Below are 16,378 nucleotides of genomic sequence, written 5' to 3' on the forward strand. Positions count from 1 at the left end.
ACATTGGAGTCACTATGAGCAGAAAATACTTTGGTACCGATGGTATCCGTGGTCGTGTTGGCCAGTACCCCATCACTCCCGACTTCATGCTGAAGCTCGGCTGGGCCGCCGGCATGGCGTTCCGCAAGCAAGGCAATTGCCGGGTGCTGGTGGGCAAGGACACACGGATTTCCGGCTACATGTTCGAGTCCGCCCTGGAGGCCGGCCTGTCCGCAGCGGGGGCTGATGTGATGCTGCTCGGGCCGATGCCGACCCCGGCCATCGCCTACCTGACCCGTACCTTCCATGCCGAAGCCGGGATCGTCATCAGTGCTTCGCACAATCCTCATGACGACAACGGCATCAAGTTCTTCTCCGGTGCCGGCACCAAGCTGCCGGACGAAGTCGAGCTGATGATCGAAGAGCTGCTCGATCAGCCGATGAACGTCGTCGACTCCAGCAAGCTGGGCAAGGTCTCGCGCATCAATGATGCCGCCGGGCGCTACATCGAATTCTGCAAGAGCAGCGTGCCTAGCAGCACCAGCTTCGACGGCCTGAAGATCGTCGTGGATTGCGCTCACGGCGCCACCTACAAGGTAGCGCCGAGCGTATTCCGTGAGCTGGGTGCCGATGTCACGGTGCTGCATGCCGCTCCGGATGGTCTGAACATCAACGAAAACTGTGGTTCGACCCACATCGAGTCGCTGCAGGCTGCTGTCCTGGTTGGGCATGCGGACCTCGGTATCGCCTTCGATGGCGATGGTGATCGCGTGCTGATGGTCGACCATACCGGCGCCATCGTCGACGGTGACGAGCTGCTGTTCATCATCGGTCGTGACCTGCAGGAGCGCGGCAAGCTGCAGGGCGGCGTCGTTGGCACGTTGATGAGCAACCTGGGCCTGGAACTGGCGTTCAAGGAGCTGGATATCCCCTTCGTGCGGGCGAAAGTCGGTGATCGTTACGTCATGGCCGAACTGCTCGAGCGCGAATGGCTGCTGGGTGGCGAGAACTCCGGGCACGTCGTGTGCGCCAACCACACCACCACGGGGGATGCGATCATCGCGGCCTTGCAGGTGCTGATGGCGCTCAAGCGCCGGGGCGAGAACCTGTCCCAGGCGCGTCAGGCCGTGCGCAAGTGCCCGCAGGTGCTGATCAATGTGCGTTTCGCGGCGGGCAAGAGCGACCCACTGGAAAACCCACTGGTCAAGGAAGCCAGCGCCAAGGCGACCGAAGCCATGGCGGGGCGTGGGCGCGTGCTGTTGCGCAAGTCCGGTACCGAGCCGCTGGTGCGGGTGATGGTCGAAGGTGACGACGAAGGGCAGGTGCGCGGCCATGCCGAGGCCCTGGCCAAGCTCGTCGAAGAAGTTTGTGCCTGAAAGAGGCTTGCCAGCGCAGATCGTGTTGGGTAAGATCTGCGCCCACTTTGACCGACGAGGTAAAGCATGCGTCGCCCCATGGTAGCTGGTAACTGGAAGATGCACGGTACCCGCGCCAGCGTCGCTGAGCTGACCCAGGGCTTGGGCAATATGCCCCTGCCGAACGGTGTGGAAGTCGCGGTGTTTCCACCGGCCTTGTTCATCAATCAAGTTGTTGATGGGCTCGAGGGTAAGGAAATCGCCGTAGGCGCACAGAATTCTGCTGTACAGCCTGAACAAGGCGCGCTGACCGGGGAAGTTGCACCGAGTCAGTTGTCTGAAGCGGGTTGCAAGTATGTTTTGGTTGGGCACTCCGAGCGTCGCCAGATTATTGGTGAAAGTGACGAAGTGCTGAATCAGAAGTTTGCAGCTGCTCAGAAAAGTGGTTTGACGCCGGTGCTCTGTATAGGGGAAACTCTCGCGGAGCGCGAGGCAGGCGAAACGCTCAAAGTTGTAGAGCGTCAACTAAGCAGTGTTATCGAGGTATTCGGTATCAAGGCTTTCGCCAATGCAGTAATTGCCTATGAGCCTGTATGGGCCATTGGTACTGGTTTGACGGCCTCGCCACAGCAAGCCCAGGATGTGCATGCAGCCATCCGCAAGCAGTTGGCGGCGAAGGACGCCGAAGTTGCAGCGAATGTGCGACTTCTCTACGGCGGCAGCGTGAAGGCGGCCAATGCGGCCGAACTGTTCGGCATGCCGGATATCGATGGGGGGCTCATTGGTGGAGCGTCCCTGAACGCAGACGAATTCGGTGCAATTTGTCGCGCCGCAGGAAACTGAACAAATGCTGGAAACAGTCATCGTTGTTTTTCATCTGTTGGCAGCGTTGGCACTGGTTGTAATGGTGCTGCTGCAACAGGGTAAAGGTGCGGAAGCAGGTGCATCTTTCGGCGCAGGTGCTTCAAATACTGTGTTCGGAAGCCAAGGTTCCGCTACCTTTTTGAGTAAAGTTACTGCTATACTTGCTGCCACTTTCTTTTTGACTGCACTTGGGTTAGGATACTTCGCCAAGCAGCAGGCTCACCAGCTGAATCAAGCTGGCTTGCCAGATCCAGCGGTGCTGGAAGTCAAAGAGCCAAAGCCGGCAGTCAATGATGATGTACCGGTGCTCCAGCAGCAGAAGAGCGAAACCACCAACTCTGGTGACGTACCTCCTCCAGCCAAAGAGCAGCAGTAACGGGTTTCAAGAAGTAGTATTGCCGAGGTGGTGGAATTGGTAGACACGCAACCTTGAGGTGGTTGTGCCCATAGGGTGTAGGGGTTCGAGTCCCCTTCTCGGTACCAATTGAAGCATGAGAGCCCGCTGTAGCGGGCTTTCTTGCAGGTGGAGGTCGGATTGACCCAGCAAAGGGTTCAGTCTTATACTTTCGCCCCAGCTTTGTCGCGGGGTGGAGCAGCTTGGTAGCTCGTCGGGCTCATAACCCGAAGGTCGTTGGTTCAAATCCAGCCCCCGCAACCAGTCTCAGCGGAGCCCCTTTTCAGGGGCTTTTTGCTAGCCGAACAGTTTTAGGTGCCGTTGTCCAACGGCGCTTTCAGGGATGGGCGCTTCGCCCATTTTTTATTTGCACAGCATGCACGAGGGGGTTCAGGTGTCGAGCAAGCTAGAACAGTTGCAGGCCTTGTTGGCCCCGGTTGTCGAGGGTCTGGGCTATCAATGCTGGGGGATCGAATACGTCTCCCAAGGCAAGCATTCGGTACTGCGTATCTACATCGACAAGGAAGACGGGATCCTGGTGGACGACTGCGAAGCGGTCAGCCGTCAGGCCAGCGCCATCCTCGATGTGGAAGATCCGATCAGCTCTGAATATACCCTCGAGGTATCCTCTCCAGGCATGGACCGCCCGCTGTTCACCCTTGAACAGTTTGCTTCGCATGCCGGCGAGCAGGTGAAGATCAAGCTGCGTACGCCCTTCGAGGGTCGTCGTAACTTCCAGGGCCTTCTCCGTGGTGTGGAGGAGCAGGATGTGGTGGTCCAGGTGGACAACAACGAGTTCCTGCTGCCGATCGACTCGATCGACAAGGCCAATATTATTCCCAGTTTTGACTGAGACGTGCCGGGCCCGGCGGACTTTCCGGGCCCAATGGCTTGCGCAAGGCGAGGCGTACGATGAGCAAAGAAGTACTGCTGGTTGTTGAATCGGTATCCAACGAAAAGGGTGTACCGCCCGGCGTCATTTTCGAAGCGCTGGAAGTGGCCCTGGCCACTGCAACCAAAAAACGTTTTGAGGACGAAGTCGACCTGCGTGTGGAAATCAACCGCCACACCGGTAGCTACGAGACCTTCCGCCGCTGGACCGTGGTCGACGAGAACGACCTGGACGATCCGGCGATCGAGACCTGGCTGGAAAAGATCCAGGACACGCACCCGGACGCCAAGATCGGTGACGTGATCGAAGAGAAGATCGAGTCGATCGAATTCGGCCGTATCGCCGCCCAGACCGCCAAGCAGGTCATCGTGCAGAAGGTTCGCGAAGCCGAGCGCGCCCAGGTGGTCGACGCCTATCGCGAGCGTGTCGGCGAGATCATCTCCGGCACCGTGAAGAAGGTCACCCGCGACAACGTCATCGTCGACCTGGGCAACAATGCCGAGGCGCTGCTGGCTCGTGAAGACATCATCCCGCGTGAGACCTTCCGCGTCGGCGTGCGCCTGCGTGCGCTGCTCAAGGAAATCCGCACCGAGAACCGCGGTCCGCAGTTGATCCTGTCGCGCACCGCGCCGCAGATGCTCATCGAGCTGTTCCGCATCGAAGTGCCGGAAATCGCCGAAGGTCTCATCGAAGTCATGGCCGCCTCCCGTGATCCGGGGTCGCGCGCCAAGATCGCCGTCCGCTCCAAGGACAAGCGCATCGACCCGCAAGGTGCCTGTATCGGCATGCGTGGTTCGCGCGTCCAGGCCGTATCCGGCGAGCTGGGTGGCGAGCGTGTGGATATCGTCCTGTGGGACGAGAACCCGGCGCAGTTCGTCATCAACGCCATGTCGCCGGCAGAGGTTGCCGCGATCATCGTTGATGAAGATGCCCATGCCATGGACATCGCCGTGGCCGAGGACAACCTGGCCCAGGCCATCGGCCGTGGCGGTCAGAACGTCCGCCTGGCCAGCCAGCTGACCGCCTGGACCCTGAACGTGATGACCGAGAAGGACATCCAGGCCAAGCAACAGGCGGAAACAGGCGACATCCTGCGTAACTTCATCGAGGAACTGGAAGTCGACGAGGAGCTGGCACAAGTGCTGGTCGACGAAGGCTTCACCAGCCTCGAAGAAATTGCTTACGTACCGTTGGAAGAAATGCTCAACATCGATGGCTTTGACGAGGACATCGTCAACGAGCTCCGCGCTCGTGCCAAGGACCGCTTGTTGACCAAGGCCATCGCTACCGAAGAAAAACTGGCAGACGCCCATCCGGCCGACGACCTGCTCTCCCTCGAGGGCATGGACAAGGACCTGGCGGCGGAACTGGCGGTGCGCGGCGTGGTTAACCGCGAAGACCTGGCCGAGCAGTCGATCGACGATCTGCTCGACATCGACGGCATCGACGAAGAGCGTGCCGGCAAGTTGATCATGGCCGCCCGAGCCCACTGGTTCGAGTAATTAGGCGCGGCCTGAGGAGAGAAGTGCATGACGCAAGTCACGGTGAAAGAACTGGCCCAAGAGGTCGAGGCACCGGTAGAGCGCCTGCTGCAGCAGATGCGTGAGGCAGGTCTGCCGCACACCGACGCCGGTCAGGTAGTGACCGACAATGAGAAGCAGACCCTGCTGACCCATTTGAAGAGCAGCCACAAGAGCAAGGCGGAAGAGCCGCGCAAGATCACCTTGCAGCGCAAGACCACCAGCACTCTGCGTGTCGCCGGTAGCAAGAGCATCAGCGTAGAAGTACGCAAGAAGAAAGTCTTCGTGCAGCGCAGCCCGGAAGAGATCCAGGCCGAGCAGAAGCGCGAGCAGGAAGAGCGCCGCGCGGCGGAAAACGCCGCCCGCGAGAAGGTCGAGGCCGAAGTACGCCAGCGCAACGAAGAGCAAGCCCGTCGTCAGGCGGCCGAAGCACCGGCTGCGGCGCCTGCGCCGAAGGCCGAGCCTGCCCCGGCCCCGGTAGTGGCCGATGCACCGGTTTCGGAAGACGCCGCTGCCCGTGCTGCCGAGCGCAAGAAGGAAGAAGCGCGTCGCAACGAAAGCCGTGCCCGTGACGATGAACGTCGCGGCGGCGGCGGCGGTGCGGCAGGCGAGCGTCGTGGCGAAGCGCCACGCGTTTCCATCAAGGTCAAGGTCAAGGAGAAGGAAAAGGCTCCGACTCCGCGCGCCGCGCCACGCACCACCGACGAAGAGAGCGATGGTTTCCGTCGCGGTCGCGGTGGCAAGGGCAAGCCGAAGAAGCGCAACCAGCATGGCTTCCAGAACCCGACCGGTCCGGTCATCCGCGACGTGACCATCGGCGAGACCATCACCGTCTCGGAACTGGCGCAACAGATGTCGGTCAAGGCCGCCGAAGTCGTCAAGTTCATGTTCAAGCTGGGCACTCCGGTCACCATCAACCAGGTGCTGGACCAGGAGACCGCTCAACTGGTCGCCGAAGAACTGGGCCACAAGGTTACCCTGATCAGCGACACCGCCCTGGAAGACTCCCTGGCCGAATCGCTGAAGTTCGAAGGTGAAGTCGAGTCCCGCGCGCCGGTCGTGACCGTCATGGGCCACGTCGACCACGGTAAAACCTCGCTGCTCGACTATATCCGTCGTGCCAAGGTTGCTGCTGGCGAAGCCGGTGGCATCACCCAGCACATCGGTGCCTACCACGTGGAAACCGACCGCGGCATGGTCACCTTCCTCGATACCCCGGGTCACGCTGCGTTCACCCAGATGCGTGCCCGTGGTGCCAAGGCCACCGACATCGTCATCCTGGTGGTGGCGGCGGACGACGGCGTGATGCCGCAGACCCGCGAAGCCGTTCAGCACGCCAAGGCTGCCGGCGTTCCGCTGGTCGTCGCGGTGAACAAGATCGACAAGCCGGGTGCCGACCTCGATCGCATCCGCAACGAGCTGGCCGTCGAAGGCGTGACCTCCGAGGACTGGGGCGGTGATACGCCGTTCGTCAAGGTCTCGGCGAAGATGGGTACCGGTGTCGACGAGCTGCTCGAAGCGGTTCTGCTGCAGGCCGAGATCCTCGAGCTGACCGCCACGCCGACCGCTCCGGGTCGTGGTGTCGTGGTCGAATCGCGTCTGGACAAGGGCCGTGGCCCGGTTGCCACGATCCTGGTTCAGGACGGTACCCTGCGTCAGGGCGACATGGTCCTGGTCGGCTCCAACTATGGCCGCGTGCGCGCCATGCTCGACGAGAACGGCAAGCCTGTGAAGGAAGCCGGCCCGTCGATCCCGGTCGAGATCCTCGGCCTGGATGGCACGCCGGAAGCCGGTGACGAGCTGTCCGTGGTCGCCGACGAGAAGAAGGCCCGTGAAGTTGCCCTGTTCCGTCAAGGCAAGTACCGCGAGGTCAAGCTGGCCCGTGCTCACGCCGGCAAGCTGGAAAACATCTTCGAGACCATGGGTCAGGAAGAGAAGAAGACCCTCAACATCGTCCTCAAGACCGACGTGCGCGGTTCTCTGGAGGCCCTGCAAGGCTCGCTCGGCGGCCTGGGCAACGACGAAGTTCAGGTGCGCGTCATCGGTGGCGGCGTCGGTGGTATCACCGAGAGCGACGCCAACCTGGCGCTGGCGTCCAACGCGGTGCTGTTCGGCTTCAACGTGCGTGCCGATGCCGGCGCGCGCAAGATCGTCGAGCAGGAAGGTCTGGATATGCGTTACTACAACGTGATCTACGACATCATCGAAGACGTCAAGAAGGCCCTGACCGGCATGCTCGGCAGCGATGTTCGCGAGAACATCCTGGGTGTCGCGGAAGTGCGTGACGTGTTCCGTTCGCCGAAGTTCGGCGCCATCGCCGGCTGTATGGTCATCGAGGGTACCGTGTACCGCAACCGTCCGATCCGCGTACTGCGCGAGGACGTGGTGATCTTCGAAGGCGAGCTGGAGTCGCTGCGTCGCTTCAAGGACGACGCTGCCGAAGTGCGTAACGGCATGGAGTGCGGTATCGGCGTCAAGAGCTACAACGACGTCAAGGTCGGCGACAAGATCGAAGTCTTCGAGAAAGTCCAGGTGGCTCGTACCCTGTAAGGGTCGAGCCTGGCGCAGCCCCCGTCGCAAGGCGGCTGGCAGCGCCTCTGCAGGTAGCGCCCGGTCAGGTTTCCGCCTGACCGGGCGTTTGCCGCTTTACGTAACAGGTAGCAAAAATGGCAAAAGAATACAGCCGTACCCAACGCATCGGCGATCAGATGCAGCGTGAGCTGTCGGAACTGATCCGCCGTGAAGTCAAAGACCCGCGCGTCGGCCTGGTGACCATTACCGCCGTCGACGTCAGCCGCGACCTGGGCCATGCCAAGGTCTTCATCACCGTGATGGGCCAGGACGGCGCCGACGCCGTGCCGCAGACCCTCAAAGCCTTGACCAGCGCCGCGAGCTTCCTGCGCCTGCACCTTGGCCGCGTCATGCAGCTGCGCAGCGTGCCGCAGCTGCATTTCCACTTCGATGAAAGCGTCAGTCGCGGTGCCCATCTGTCGGCACTTATCGAGCGTGCGGTGGCCGAAGATCGCCAGCACAAGGATGCCGACGAGCCGGACACCAAGGAGTAAGCGGTGGCCCAGGTCAAACGTATCCGCCGCAATGTCAGCGGCATCATCCTGCTCGACAAGCCGCTGGGGTTCACCTCCAACGCCGCGCTGCAGAAAGTCCGCTGGTTGCTCAACGCGGAAAAGGCCGGTCACACCGGCAGCCTCGACCCGCTGGCCACCGGCGTGCTGCCGCTGTGCTTCGGCGAGGCGACCAAGTTCTCGCAGTACCTGCTCGACTCCGACAAGGGTTACGAAACGGTCATGCAGCTGGGCCAGACCACCAGCACGGCGGACGCCGAGGGCGAAGTCCTGCAGACCCGCGAAGTGACCGTTGGTCGCGCCGATATCGAAGCCGTCATTCCACGTTTTCGTGGCGACATTCTCCAGGTACCGCCGATGTACTCGGCGCTCAAGCGCGATGGCCAGCCGCTGTACAAGCTGGCGCGTGCAGGAGAGGTAGTGGAGCGCGAGGCGCGTTCTGTTACTATTGGCCGCTTGGAGCTGCTCGAGTGCGAAGGCACCCGTGCGCGCCTGTCGGTTGGCTGCAGCAAAGGTACCTATATCCGCACCCTGGTGGAGGATATCGGTGAGGCGCTGGGCTGTGGTGCCTACGTCGCCGAACTGCGCCGTACCCAGGCAGGCCCCTTCGCGCTGGCACAGACGGTGACGCTCGAGGCGCTCGAACAGGCCCACGCCGAAGGCGGCAACGAAGCGCTCGATCGCTTCCTGATGCCATCCGACAGCGGGCTGCAGGACTGGCCACTGGTAGGTCTCTCCGAACATAGCGCGTTCTACTGGCTGCATGGCCAGGCGGTACGCGCGCCGGAGGCGCCGCAGTTCGGCATGGTCCGGGTACAGGATCATAATGGTCGCTTCATCGGTATCGGTGAAGTGAGCGAAGACGGGCGCATCGCGCCGCGTCGACTGATTCGGTCGGAATGACCGAAACCACGGGCAGAGGCTTCGGCTGAAACCGGTGGTATCGAGGGTGGCTGTTATTAGGCACGGTCACACCTCTTCTTATTAATACGGGGATTCGTCCCTGGCCTATTGGAGACCGTTTACGGGATCCGTTTATCAGGAGAAGCCAAATGGCCCTCAGCGTCGAAGAAAAAGCTCAGATCGTTGCAGACTATCAGCAAGCCGCCGGCGACACCGGTAGCCCGGAAGTTCAGGTTGCCCTGCTGACCTTCAACATCAACAAGCTGCAAGGCCACTTCAAGGCCAACGAAAAAGACCACCACTCCCGTCGTGGTCTGATCCGTATGGTCAACCAGCGTCGTAAGCTGCTGGACTACCTGAAGGGCAAGGACACCACTCGTTACAGCGCCCTGATCGGTCGCCTGGGTCTGCGTCGCTAATAGCGGCCTGGCCAGTGGTGTTGCATGGTGTGTCGCATTCTTCGGCAACGCTGCCCGTCAGCGTTGCCGTTGGACACGCCACGCGATCTGCGAGGTTGGCAGCCTGGTCTGTCGTGCGGTTCGACCGCTCGGCGCCAGGCTCCCAGCCTCGTGTTGTATCTGGACGGTCAATGGGGCCGATTCCCCGTTCTGCCCAAGAATTCGCAAGAACCAGTTCCCCCAAGAGCCACTGAAAAAGGTAGGAAACCGTGAACCCGGTAATCAAGACGTTCCAGTTCGGTCAATCGACCGTTACCCTCGAAACGGGCCGCATTGCCCGTCAGGCCACCGGCGCCGTGCTGGTCACCGTCGACAACGATGTCACCGTGCTGGTGACCGTGGTCGGTGCCAAGCAAGCCGATCCGGGCAAGGGCTTCTTCCCGCTGTCCGTGCACTACCAGGAAAAAACCTACGCTGCCGGCAAGATCCCTGGCGGTTTCTTCAAGCGTGAAGGCCGTCCTTCCGAGAAAGAAACCCTGACCTCGCGCCTGATCGACCGTCCGATCCGCCCGCTGTTCCCTGAAGGCTTCATGAACGAAGTCCAGGTCGTCTGCACCGTGGTTTCCACCAGCAAGAAGACCGATCCGGACATCGCCGCGATGATCGGTACCTCGGCTGCCCTGGCCATTTCCGGCATTCCGTTCGAAGGCCCGATCGGCGCCGCCCGCGTTGCCTTCCACGAAAGCACCGGCTACCTGCTGAACCCGACCTACGAGCAACTGGCTGCCTCGAGCCTGGACATGGTCGTTGCCGGTACCGAGTCCGCCGTGCTGATGGTCGAGTCGGAAGCCCAGGAGCTGACCGAAGACCAGATGCTGGGCGCCGTGCTGTTCGCCCACGATGAATTCCAGGCCGTGATCAAGGCCGTCAAGGAGCTGGCTGCCGAAGCCGCCAAGCCAACCTGGGACTGGAAACCTGCCGTTGCCAACACCGCGCTGTTCGACGCCATCCGCGCCGAGTTCGGCGAGGCTGTTTCCCAGGGCTACACCATCACCGTCAAGGCCGACCGCTATGCGCGCCTGGGCGAACTGCGCGATCAGGCGATCGCCAAGTTCTCCGGTGAAGAAGGCCAGCCATCGGCTGCTGAAGTCAAAGACATCTTCGGCGAGATCGAATACCGCACCGTTCGCGAGAACATCGTCAACGGCAAGCCACGTATCGACGGTCGTGACACCAAGACCGTGCGTCCGCTGAACATCGAAGTCGGTGTTCTGCCGAAGACTCACGGTTCGGCGCTGTTCACCCGTGGCGAAACCCAGGCCCTGGTCGTCGCGACCCTGGGTACTGCCCGTGACGCCCAGCTGCTGGACACCCTGGAAGGCGAGAAGAAAGACCCCTTCATGCTGCACTACAACTTCCCGCCGTTCTCGGTGGGCGAGTGTGGCCGCATGGGCGGTGCCGGTCGTCGCGAAATCGGCCACGGCCGTCTGGCCCGTCGCTCGGTCCAGGCCATGCTGCCTGCCGCCGACGTGTTCCCGTACACCATCCGCGTGGTGTCGGAAATCACCGAGTCCAACGGTTCCAGCTCCATGGCTTCGGTCTGCGGCGCCTCGCTGGCCCTGATGGACGCCGGCGTGCCGATGAAAGCCCCGGTCGCCGGTATCGCCATGGGTCTGGTCAAGGAAGGTGACAAGTTCGCCGTCCTGACCGACATCCTCGGTGACGAAGACCACCTGGGCGACATGGACTTCAAGGTAGCCGGTACCGCCAAGGGTGTCACCGCGCTGCAGATGGACATCAAGATCAACGGCATCACCGAAGAGATCATGGAAATCGCCCTGGGCCAGGCCCTGGAAGCGCGCCTGAACATCCTCGGCCAGATGAACCAGATCATCGGCGAGTCGCGTACCGAGCTGTCGGCCAACGCCCCGACCATGATCGCGATGAAGATCGACACCGACAAGATCCGTGACGTCATCGGCAAGGGCGGCGCCACCATCCGCGCCATCTGCGAAGAGACCAAGGCTTCGATCGACATCGAAGACGACGGCTCGATCAAGATCTTCGGCGAGACCAAGGAAGCCGCGGACGCTGCCAAGCAGCGCATCCTGGGCATCACTGCCGAGGCCGAGATCGGCAAGATCTACGTCGGCAAGGTCGAGCGCATCGTCGACTTCGGCGCCTTCGTCAACATCCTGCCGGGCAAGGACGGCCTGGTGCACATCTCCATGCTGAGCGATGCTCGCGTCGAGAAGGTCACCGACGTGCTCAAGGAAGGCCAGGAAGTCGAAGTGCTGGTACTGGACGTGGACAACCGCGGTCGTATCAAGCTGTCGATCAAGGACGTCGCCGCTGCCAAGGCATCGGGCGTCTAAGCCTTCCAGGCTGAGAAGAAGGACCCTTCGGGGTCCTTTTTTTATGCCTGTGCCTTTCTCTTGTGGACTTGCATCTTGCATGCAGGAATTTGCCAGGACTTGCAAAATGCACGATCATGGCTTTTTGTATTAATATCTAACTTATTGATTTTTAAAGGTTAATTTTAAATCTAAAAACTGGCATACGCTGTGCAACATCACTCCTACCTGACGCCAGGAACCAAGGCGCAGACCTTTCGAAAAACAGGAGTGACCCACATGAAGAAGTTCGCCATTGCTGCCGCTACTGCCACCGCTCTGACCCTGACCATGGCTAACGCGGCGTTCGCTGCCCAGTCCACCCAGGCCCCGATGACGCTGGCGGCCGGTGAGGTGACCAAAGCCAAGGAAGCTACTTCCGACACCTGGATCACCACCAAGGTGAAAGCTGACCTGATGACCGAGAAAGGCGTGCCAGGCAGTGACATCAAGGTAGAAACCAACAAAGGCGTGGTATCGCTGTCCTCTGAGGTGGCCATTACCGACGCCCAGAAGGAAATGGCAGTCGCCATCGCCAAGAAGATCAAAGGCGTGCAGGCCGTCTCGGCTGATGGCCTGAAGTCCGAGTAAGGGATGTCCCGGCGGCCAAAGGGAATTGGCCACCCCTTCAAGCACAAGCCCCGGCATTAGCCGGGGCTTTTGCTTTGTGCTGTCCCTGTAGGAGCGGCCTGGCGCCGCGAAAGGCGCGCGCAGCGGCCCCATCAATTTCTGCCTCGGAGCAGGGATCAGGGGCTGCGTTGCAGCCCTTTCGCGGCACGAGGCCGCTCCTACACAGGGCGCTATAGCGCCGGATTGCGTGCGATCACATCGCTCTCGAAGCACACCTGCTCCACGATCAACGGTTCCACCAGCGGCCGGCTATCCCGGAAGTGCGCGGTCTGGGTATGGGCGTCGTACGCCGCGTCATCCTGGTAGATCTCGTACAGGTAGATCACGTGCGCATCGTCGCGGTCCTGCGACACATCGAACACCAGGCAGCCCGGCTCGGTGGCCACCGATGCGGCGGCATTGGCCTTGATGGCGCTGAGGAAGGTGTCGGCGGTACCGGGTTTCACCCGTGTCTTGATGAACAGGCAGTACACAGGAAGCTCCTTTTGTTTTAAATTCAGATTTGAATTGTATACAAAAAAAGGAGCTTCTCTCATGTCCGATCTGCCCGCCCGCCCTGGTCGTCTGAATGGCCTGCGTCACATCGCCCTGCTGGTGCCCAACCTCGAGGAATGCGAGCGCTTCTATGTCGATGTGCTGGGCATGGAGGTGCTCAACCGTGCCAACGAAGACCTGGTGTACCTGACCTGTGGCAATGACAACCTGTCGCTGGGGCGCGGTGCGGGGGCCTCGAACGGTTTCCAGACCCTGGACCACTATGGCTTTGTCGTCGATAGTGTGGAGGAGCTCGAAGCCTGGTACCAGTACTTCAAGGCCCATGGCGTGACGCTGCTGGATCGGCCGTTCAACCATGGCGACGGCGCGCGCAGTTTCCACTTGCTGGACCCGGCGGGGAACAAGGTGCAGCCGCTGTATCACCCGGCAGTGTCGGGGCAGCGGCTGGCCTGATGGGATCGATCGCCTGTGCTGCCTTCATCGCCGGCTTGCCGGCGATGAAGGCGACTCGATCGTGAAGGGCTACTCGGCGTCCAGGTGCATCGGCGTCACCACCCGCCCATCGCTTTCAGCCTGGCCGAGGTTGGTATCGATGAAGTACACCCGGTCATCTTCCAGCTGCCCTTTGTCCACCAGGTAGTCCTTGATGCTGCTGGCCCGTTCCTGGCCCAGGTTGCGTAGCAGGGCGGGGCTTTCGGCCCATGACTTGATCACGGCCTCGCGCAGCTTGGTGGTCCGCTCGTCGCGCCCGAGCTTCTCCCACTCGGCCGGCGGTTGCTGCTTGAGGCGAGCGCGGTAGATGCCTTCGAGCATCGCCGGCTTGTCGCTGTCGTCGACCACCAGCAGCGAGGCGTTGGCCGGAACCTTGTCGCCACGGCGCTGCAGGATCTTGTACCAGGTGGCCTGGTATTCGCGCTCCAGGCGCTGCTGGGCGATCAGTGGGCCGTCGCTGCTCTGGGCGGCGGTGCCTTCGATCTCCAGGCGCAGCTCGGGGCGCTCCTTGAGGGCCGAGGCGAGCTTGTCCAGAGAGGTTTGCACCTCGGGCGTGAGGTCGCTGGAGCCCGCTGCGAACGAGACATTGCCCAGATCCTCCGAACCGCCACCAGAGACCAGCCCGCCGAGCAGCTTGAACGGCGCCTGGGCTGCGCGCAGTACCAGGTTGCGCAGGGTCTGCCAGACGATGGGCATCACGCTGAACTGCGGGTTGTTGAGGTCGCCCGATACCGGCAGCTCGATGGAGATCTTGCCTTCGGTGTCCTTGAGCAGGGCAACGGCCAGGCGGATCGGCAGGTCCACCGCGTCCGGGCTGTCGACTTTCTCGCCCAGTTGCAGCTGCTCGATCACCACCTTGTTCTCGGCCTTGAGCTGGCCGTTGGTGATCAGGTAGTGCAGGTCGAGGTTCAGCCGGCCCTTGCGGATCCGCAAGCCCGCGAACTTGCCGGAGTAGGGGGTGAGCGTGGTCAGCTCGACACGCTTGAAGCTGGTGGCGATGTCCAGGCTGGCCAGCGGGCTGAACGGGTTGAGCGCGCCCTTGATGGTCACTGGCGCGTAGCGGTCCACCTTGCCCTTGATATCCACCTTGGCCGGCAACGGCTTGCGGTTGTCGATGGTGCCGATCTGGCCATTGAGCTGCTGCACCGCGGTGGCGAAATTGGGCGTCAGGGTCAGGTCGGCGAAGTTGGCCGAACCATCGTTGATACTGATCTGGCCAATACGGATGCCCAGTTCCTTGCCAGTGCCGGGTGCTGCCGGCTTGCTCGGCGCCGCAGCCGGCTTGTCGGCGGGCTGTGGAATCAGCAGGTCGTCGACGTTGGTGGTGCGGTCTTCGTTGATGATGAAGCGCGCGTAAGGCTGTAGCAGGGTGACCTTGTCGATCGACAGGGCATCGCCATGCACATAGGACAGGCCGTCGACGTTGACCTGCTGCCATTTGACGAAGTCGCGATTCTTGATGGTGTCCAGGGTGTGCAGCTGGTTGGCCTGGGCCTTGCCAGTGATGCTGAAGGCCAGTGGCTCGGTGCTCTTGAGGTCGACCTTCAGGTCGCTGGAGAGCATGCCGCTGCGCAGTTCCAGGCGGATGAACGGGCTGATGTAGGCCTGGGCGACGCGCAGGTCGATGTCTCGGGTGGCGACGTCCAGCCTGGCGCTCACCGGCGCCAGATTGACCTGGCCCGCGGCCTGCAGCTTGCCCTGCTTGCCCACGCCGGTGTCCAGCTTCAGGGTGAAGGGCGACTGGTTGAGGCTGTCGAAGTTCTGCAGGTCGAGGTTGAGCGGGCCTACGTCCAGCGCCACGGGCTCCTTCTGGCTGCGGTCGGCCAGGTGGACCATGTAGTTGCGCGCCTGTACGTCCTTGAGCAGCACCTGCCAGGGCTTGGCGGGTTCCTTGGCGGCCTGTTCTTCCGGCGCCGGTTGTGCGGCGGCGGGCTCGGCCTTTTCCTTTGGCGTGGCCTTGGCCGGTTGGCTGGCGAACAGTTTCTGCCAGTCGAGCTGGCCGTCCTTTTCCAGCGCCGCCCAGGTTTCCAGCTTCTCGCTGCGGATCTTGCCGACAGTGACCAGTTGCTTGGCCAGGTCGATAGAGGTTTCGCTCACTTCCAGGCTGGCCAGGCGGGCCAGTGGCCGGCCATCCGGGGCCTTGATGGCGAACGGCGCGACTCGCACGGAGGTGTTGTCGAGCAGCAGCTCGGTCTCCTTGGCGAGGTTGAGCTTGTAGTGGGTTTCCAGGCTGAGCAAGCCGTCTTCCAGCACCAGCGGCACGGCGTCGCGCACGTAGGGCCAGAACAGCTTCATCTGGCCATCGGTGACCTTCAGGGTACCTTCGGAGGCGATCGGGGCCAGGCTGAGGGTGCCGCTCCAGTCGATGCGCCCACCGGCCGGGCCGTTGGCCACCAGGGTCATGTCGGCATTGTCGTCAGGCAGGGTGCTGAGGTTCTTCAGCTCCAGGTTCATCGAATCGTAGAGGAACTCGATGGGCTCGCTGGGGCGCAGGTCCTGGAAATGCAGATAACCTTCGCTGAGCTTGATGCTGGCGATGCGCAGCGGGAACGGGTCGCTTGGCGGTTCCTCGGGCTTGGGCTCGCTGGGCGGGATCTTGAACAACTGGGCCAGGTTGAGGCTGCCGTCCTTGGCGAACAGCAGCTCGGTGCGGGGTTTGTCCAGTTCCACCGCGTCCAGGCGCAGGGCCTTGGTCCACAGGCTGTCGAGGGACAAGTTGGCGTACAGGCGTTCGAAGCCGACCTGTTCCTTGCCGGGCTCGCCGATCTGCAGGCCCCAGAGCGTCAGTTCGAGGCTGAACGGGTTGAGTTCGATGCGTTGCAGGTGCGCGGGCACCGTGGCGTACTGCGCCAGTTGCTGGTTGGCGATGCGCAGGGCGACGCCGGGGAGAATGAAAAAGCCGAGCAGGCCGTACAGGGCCACGAGGGCCAGCAGTGCGCCGATGGCGCGGGTCAATCCTTTGGGCATGTGTCGCTTCGTC

Annotated in this window: 14 protein-coding genes and 2 tRNA genes; 14 read left to right on the forward strand and 2 right to left on the reverse strand. The window is 62.0% G+C overall.

What is annotated here, in order from left to right:
• The first annotated feature begins 14 nt into the window (after positions 1-14).
• The 13 genes from glmM to ACYUME_RS03870 all read left to right on the forward strand — a co-directional run bounded on the left by glmM (position 15) and on the right by ACYUME_RS03870 (position 12,372).
• Positions 15-1,355, forward strand: coding sequence for a phosphoglucosamine mutase (gene glmM, locus ACYUME_RS03810; RefSeq protein WP_279882595.1), 1,341 nt, complete (start codon positions 15-17; stop codon positions 1,353-1,355).
• Positions 1,356-1,421: 66 nt separating this feature from the next.
• On the forward strand, positions 1,422-2,177 hold the full coding sequence (gene tpiA, locus ACYUME_RS03815; RefSeq protein WP_460418100.1) for a triose-phosphate isomerase: 756 nt from the start codon (positions 1,422-1,424) through the stop codon (positions 2,175-2,177).
• 4 nt (positions 2,178-2,181) lie between these two features.
• Positions 2,182-2,574, forward strand: coding sequence for a preprotein translocase subunit SecG (secG, locus tag ACYUME_RS03820; protein ID WP_279882599.1), 393 nt, complete (start codon positions 2,182-2,184; stop codon positions 2,572-2,574).
• A 21-nt stretch (positions 2,575-2,595) separates the two neighbouring features.
• Positions 2,596-2,681 (forward strand) — tRNA-Leu (locus tag ACYUME_RS03825).
• Between the two features lie 98 nt (positions 2,682-2,779).
• Positions 2,780-2,856 (forward strand) — tRNA-Met (locus ACYUME_RS03830).
• Between the two features lie 130 nt (positions 2,857-2,986).
• Positions 2,987-3,445 carry a ribosome maturation factor RimP gene (gene rimP, locus ACYUME_RS03835; RefSeq protein WP_171031009.1) on the forward strand — a complete coding sequence of 153 codons (459 nt, stop codon included), beginning with the start codon at positions 2,987-2,989 and terminating at the stop codon, positions 3,443-3,445.
• A gap of 59 nt (positions 3,446-3,504) precedes the next feature.
• Entirely contained in the window at positions 3,505-4,986 is a 1,482-nt protein-coding gene (gene nusA / locus ACYUME_RS03840) for a transcription termination factor NusA (protein ID WP_028691253.1), read from the forward strand.
• A 27-nt stretch (positions 4,987-5,013) separates the two neighbouring features.
• On the forward strand, positions 5,014-7,554 hold the full coding sequence (infB, locus tag ACYUME_RS03845) for a translation initiation factor IF-2 (RefSeq protein ID WP_279882602.1): 2,541 nt from the start codon (positions 5,014-5,016) through the stop codon (positions 7,552-7,554).
• A gap of 116 nt (positions 7,555-7,670) precedes the next feature.
• On the forward strand, positions 7,671-8,069 hold the full coding sequence (gene rbfA, locus ACYUME_RS03850; protein ID WP_279882604.1) for a 30S ribosome-binding factor RbfA: 399 nt from the start codon (positions 7,671-7,673) through the stop codon (positions 8,067-8,069).
• Positions 8,070-8,072: 3 nt separating this feature from the next.
• Positions 8,073-8,990 carry a tRNA pseudouridine(55) synthase TruB gene (gene truB / locus ACYUME_RS03855; protein WP_460418101.1) on the forward strand — a complete coding sequence of 306 codons (918 nt, stop codon included), beginning with the start codon at positions 8,073-8,075 and terminating at the stop codon, positions 8,988-8,990.
• Between the two features lie 149 nt (positions 8,991-9,139).
• The gene (rpsO, locus tag ACYUME_RS03860; RefSeq protein WP_023629335.1) at positions 9,140-9,409 is read left to right on the forward strand and encodes a 30S ribosomal protein S15; all 270 of its coding nucleotides are present in this window, start codon (positions 9,140-9,142) and stop codon (positions 9,407-9,409) included.
• 248 nt (positions 9,410-9,657) lie between these two features.
• Entirely contained in the window at positions 9,658-11,763 is a 2,106-nt protein-coding gene (pnp, locus tag ACYUME_RS03865; protein ID WP_279806712.1) for a polyribonucleotide nucleotidyltransferase, read from the forward strand.
• Between the two features lie 258 nt (positions 11,764-12,021).
• Positions 12,022-12,372: a BON domain-containing protein gene (locus ACYUME_RS03870; protein ID WP_153784942.1), complete on the forward strand. Its 351-nt coding sequence runs from the start codon at positions 12,022-12,024 to the stop codon at positions 12,370-12,372.
• Positions 12,373-12,581: 209 nt separating this feature from the next.
• Here the strand turns inward: ACYUME_RS03870 and ACYUME_RS03875 are convergent, their stop codons facing one another.
• Positions 12,582-12,884 (reverse strand): putative quinol monooxygenase, encoded by a 303-nt coding sequence (locus tag ACYUME_RS03875; RefSeq protein WP_460418102.1) that lies wholly within the window; start codon positions 12,882-12,884, stop codon positions 12,582-12,584.
• Between the two features lie 61 nt (positions 12,885-12,945).
• On the opposite strand from ACYUME_RS03875, the gene ACYUME_RS03880 reads away from it, so the two are divergent.
• The gene (locus tag ACYUME_RS03880; RefSeq protein ID WP_279882612.1) at positions 12,946-13,359 is read left to right on the forward strand and encodes a VOC family protein; all 414 of its coding nucleotides are present in this window, start codon (positions 12,946-12,948) and stop codon (positions 13,357-13,359) included.
• A gap of 69 nt (positions 13,360-13,428) precedes the next feature.
• Here ACYUME_RS03880 and ACYUME_RS03885 read toward each other — a convergent pair whose 3' ends face one another.
• Complete coding sequence (locus tag ACYUME_RS03885) at positions 13,429-16,365, reverse strand: DUF748 domain-containing protein (protein WP_460418103.1); 2,937 nt, start codon at positions 16,363-16,365, stop codon at positions 13,429-13,431.
• Positions 16,366-16,378: the final 13 nt, after the last annotated feature.

It is taken from the genome of Pseudomonas sp. microsymbiont 2 (assembly GCF_054788395.1).

Coding starts and splice junctions, on each gene's coding strand:
- tpiA (WP_460418100.1), top strand. CDS start 1,422: ATGCGTCGCCCCATGGTAGCTGGTAACTGGAAGATGCACGGTACCCGC.
- secG (WP_279882599.1), top strand. CDS start 2,182: ATGCTGGAAACAGTCATCGTTGTTTTTCATCTGTTGGCAGCGTTGGCA.
- ACYUME_RS03870 (WP_153784942.1), top strand. CDS start 12,022: ATGAAGAAGTTCGCCATTGCTGCCGCTACTGCCACCGCTCTGACCCTG.
- rbfA (WP_279882604.1), top strand. CDS start 7,671: ATGGCAAAAGAATACAGCCGTACCCAACGCATCGGCGATCAGATGCAG.
- glmM (WP_279882595.1), top strand. CDS start 15: ATGAGCAGAAAATACTTTGGTACCGATGGTATCCGTGGTCGTGTTGGC.
- rpsO (WP_023629335.1), top strand. CDS start 9,140: ATGGCCCTCAGCGTCGAAGAAAAAGCTCAGATCGTTGCAGACTATCAG.
- nusA (WP_028691253.1), top strand. CDS start 3,505: ATGAGCAAAGAAGTACTGCTGGTTGTTGAATCGGTATCCAACGAAAAG.
- infB (WP_279882602.1), top strand. CDS start 5,014: ATGACGCAAGTCACGGTGAAAGAACTGGCCCAAGAGGTCGAGGCACCG.
- ACYUME_RS03880 (WP_279882612.1), top strand. CDS start 12,946: ATGTCCGATCTGCCCGCCCGCCCTGGTCGTCTGAATGGCCTGCGTCAC.
- ACYUME_RS03885 (WP_460418103.1), bottom strand. CDS start 16,365: ATGCCCAAAGGATTGACCCGCGCCATCGGCGCACTGCTGGCCCTCGTG.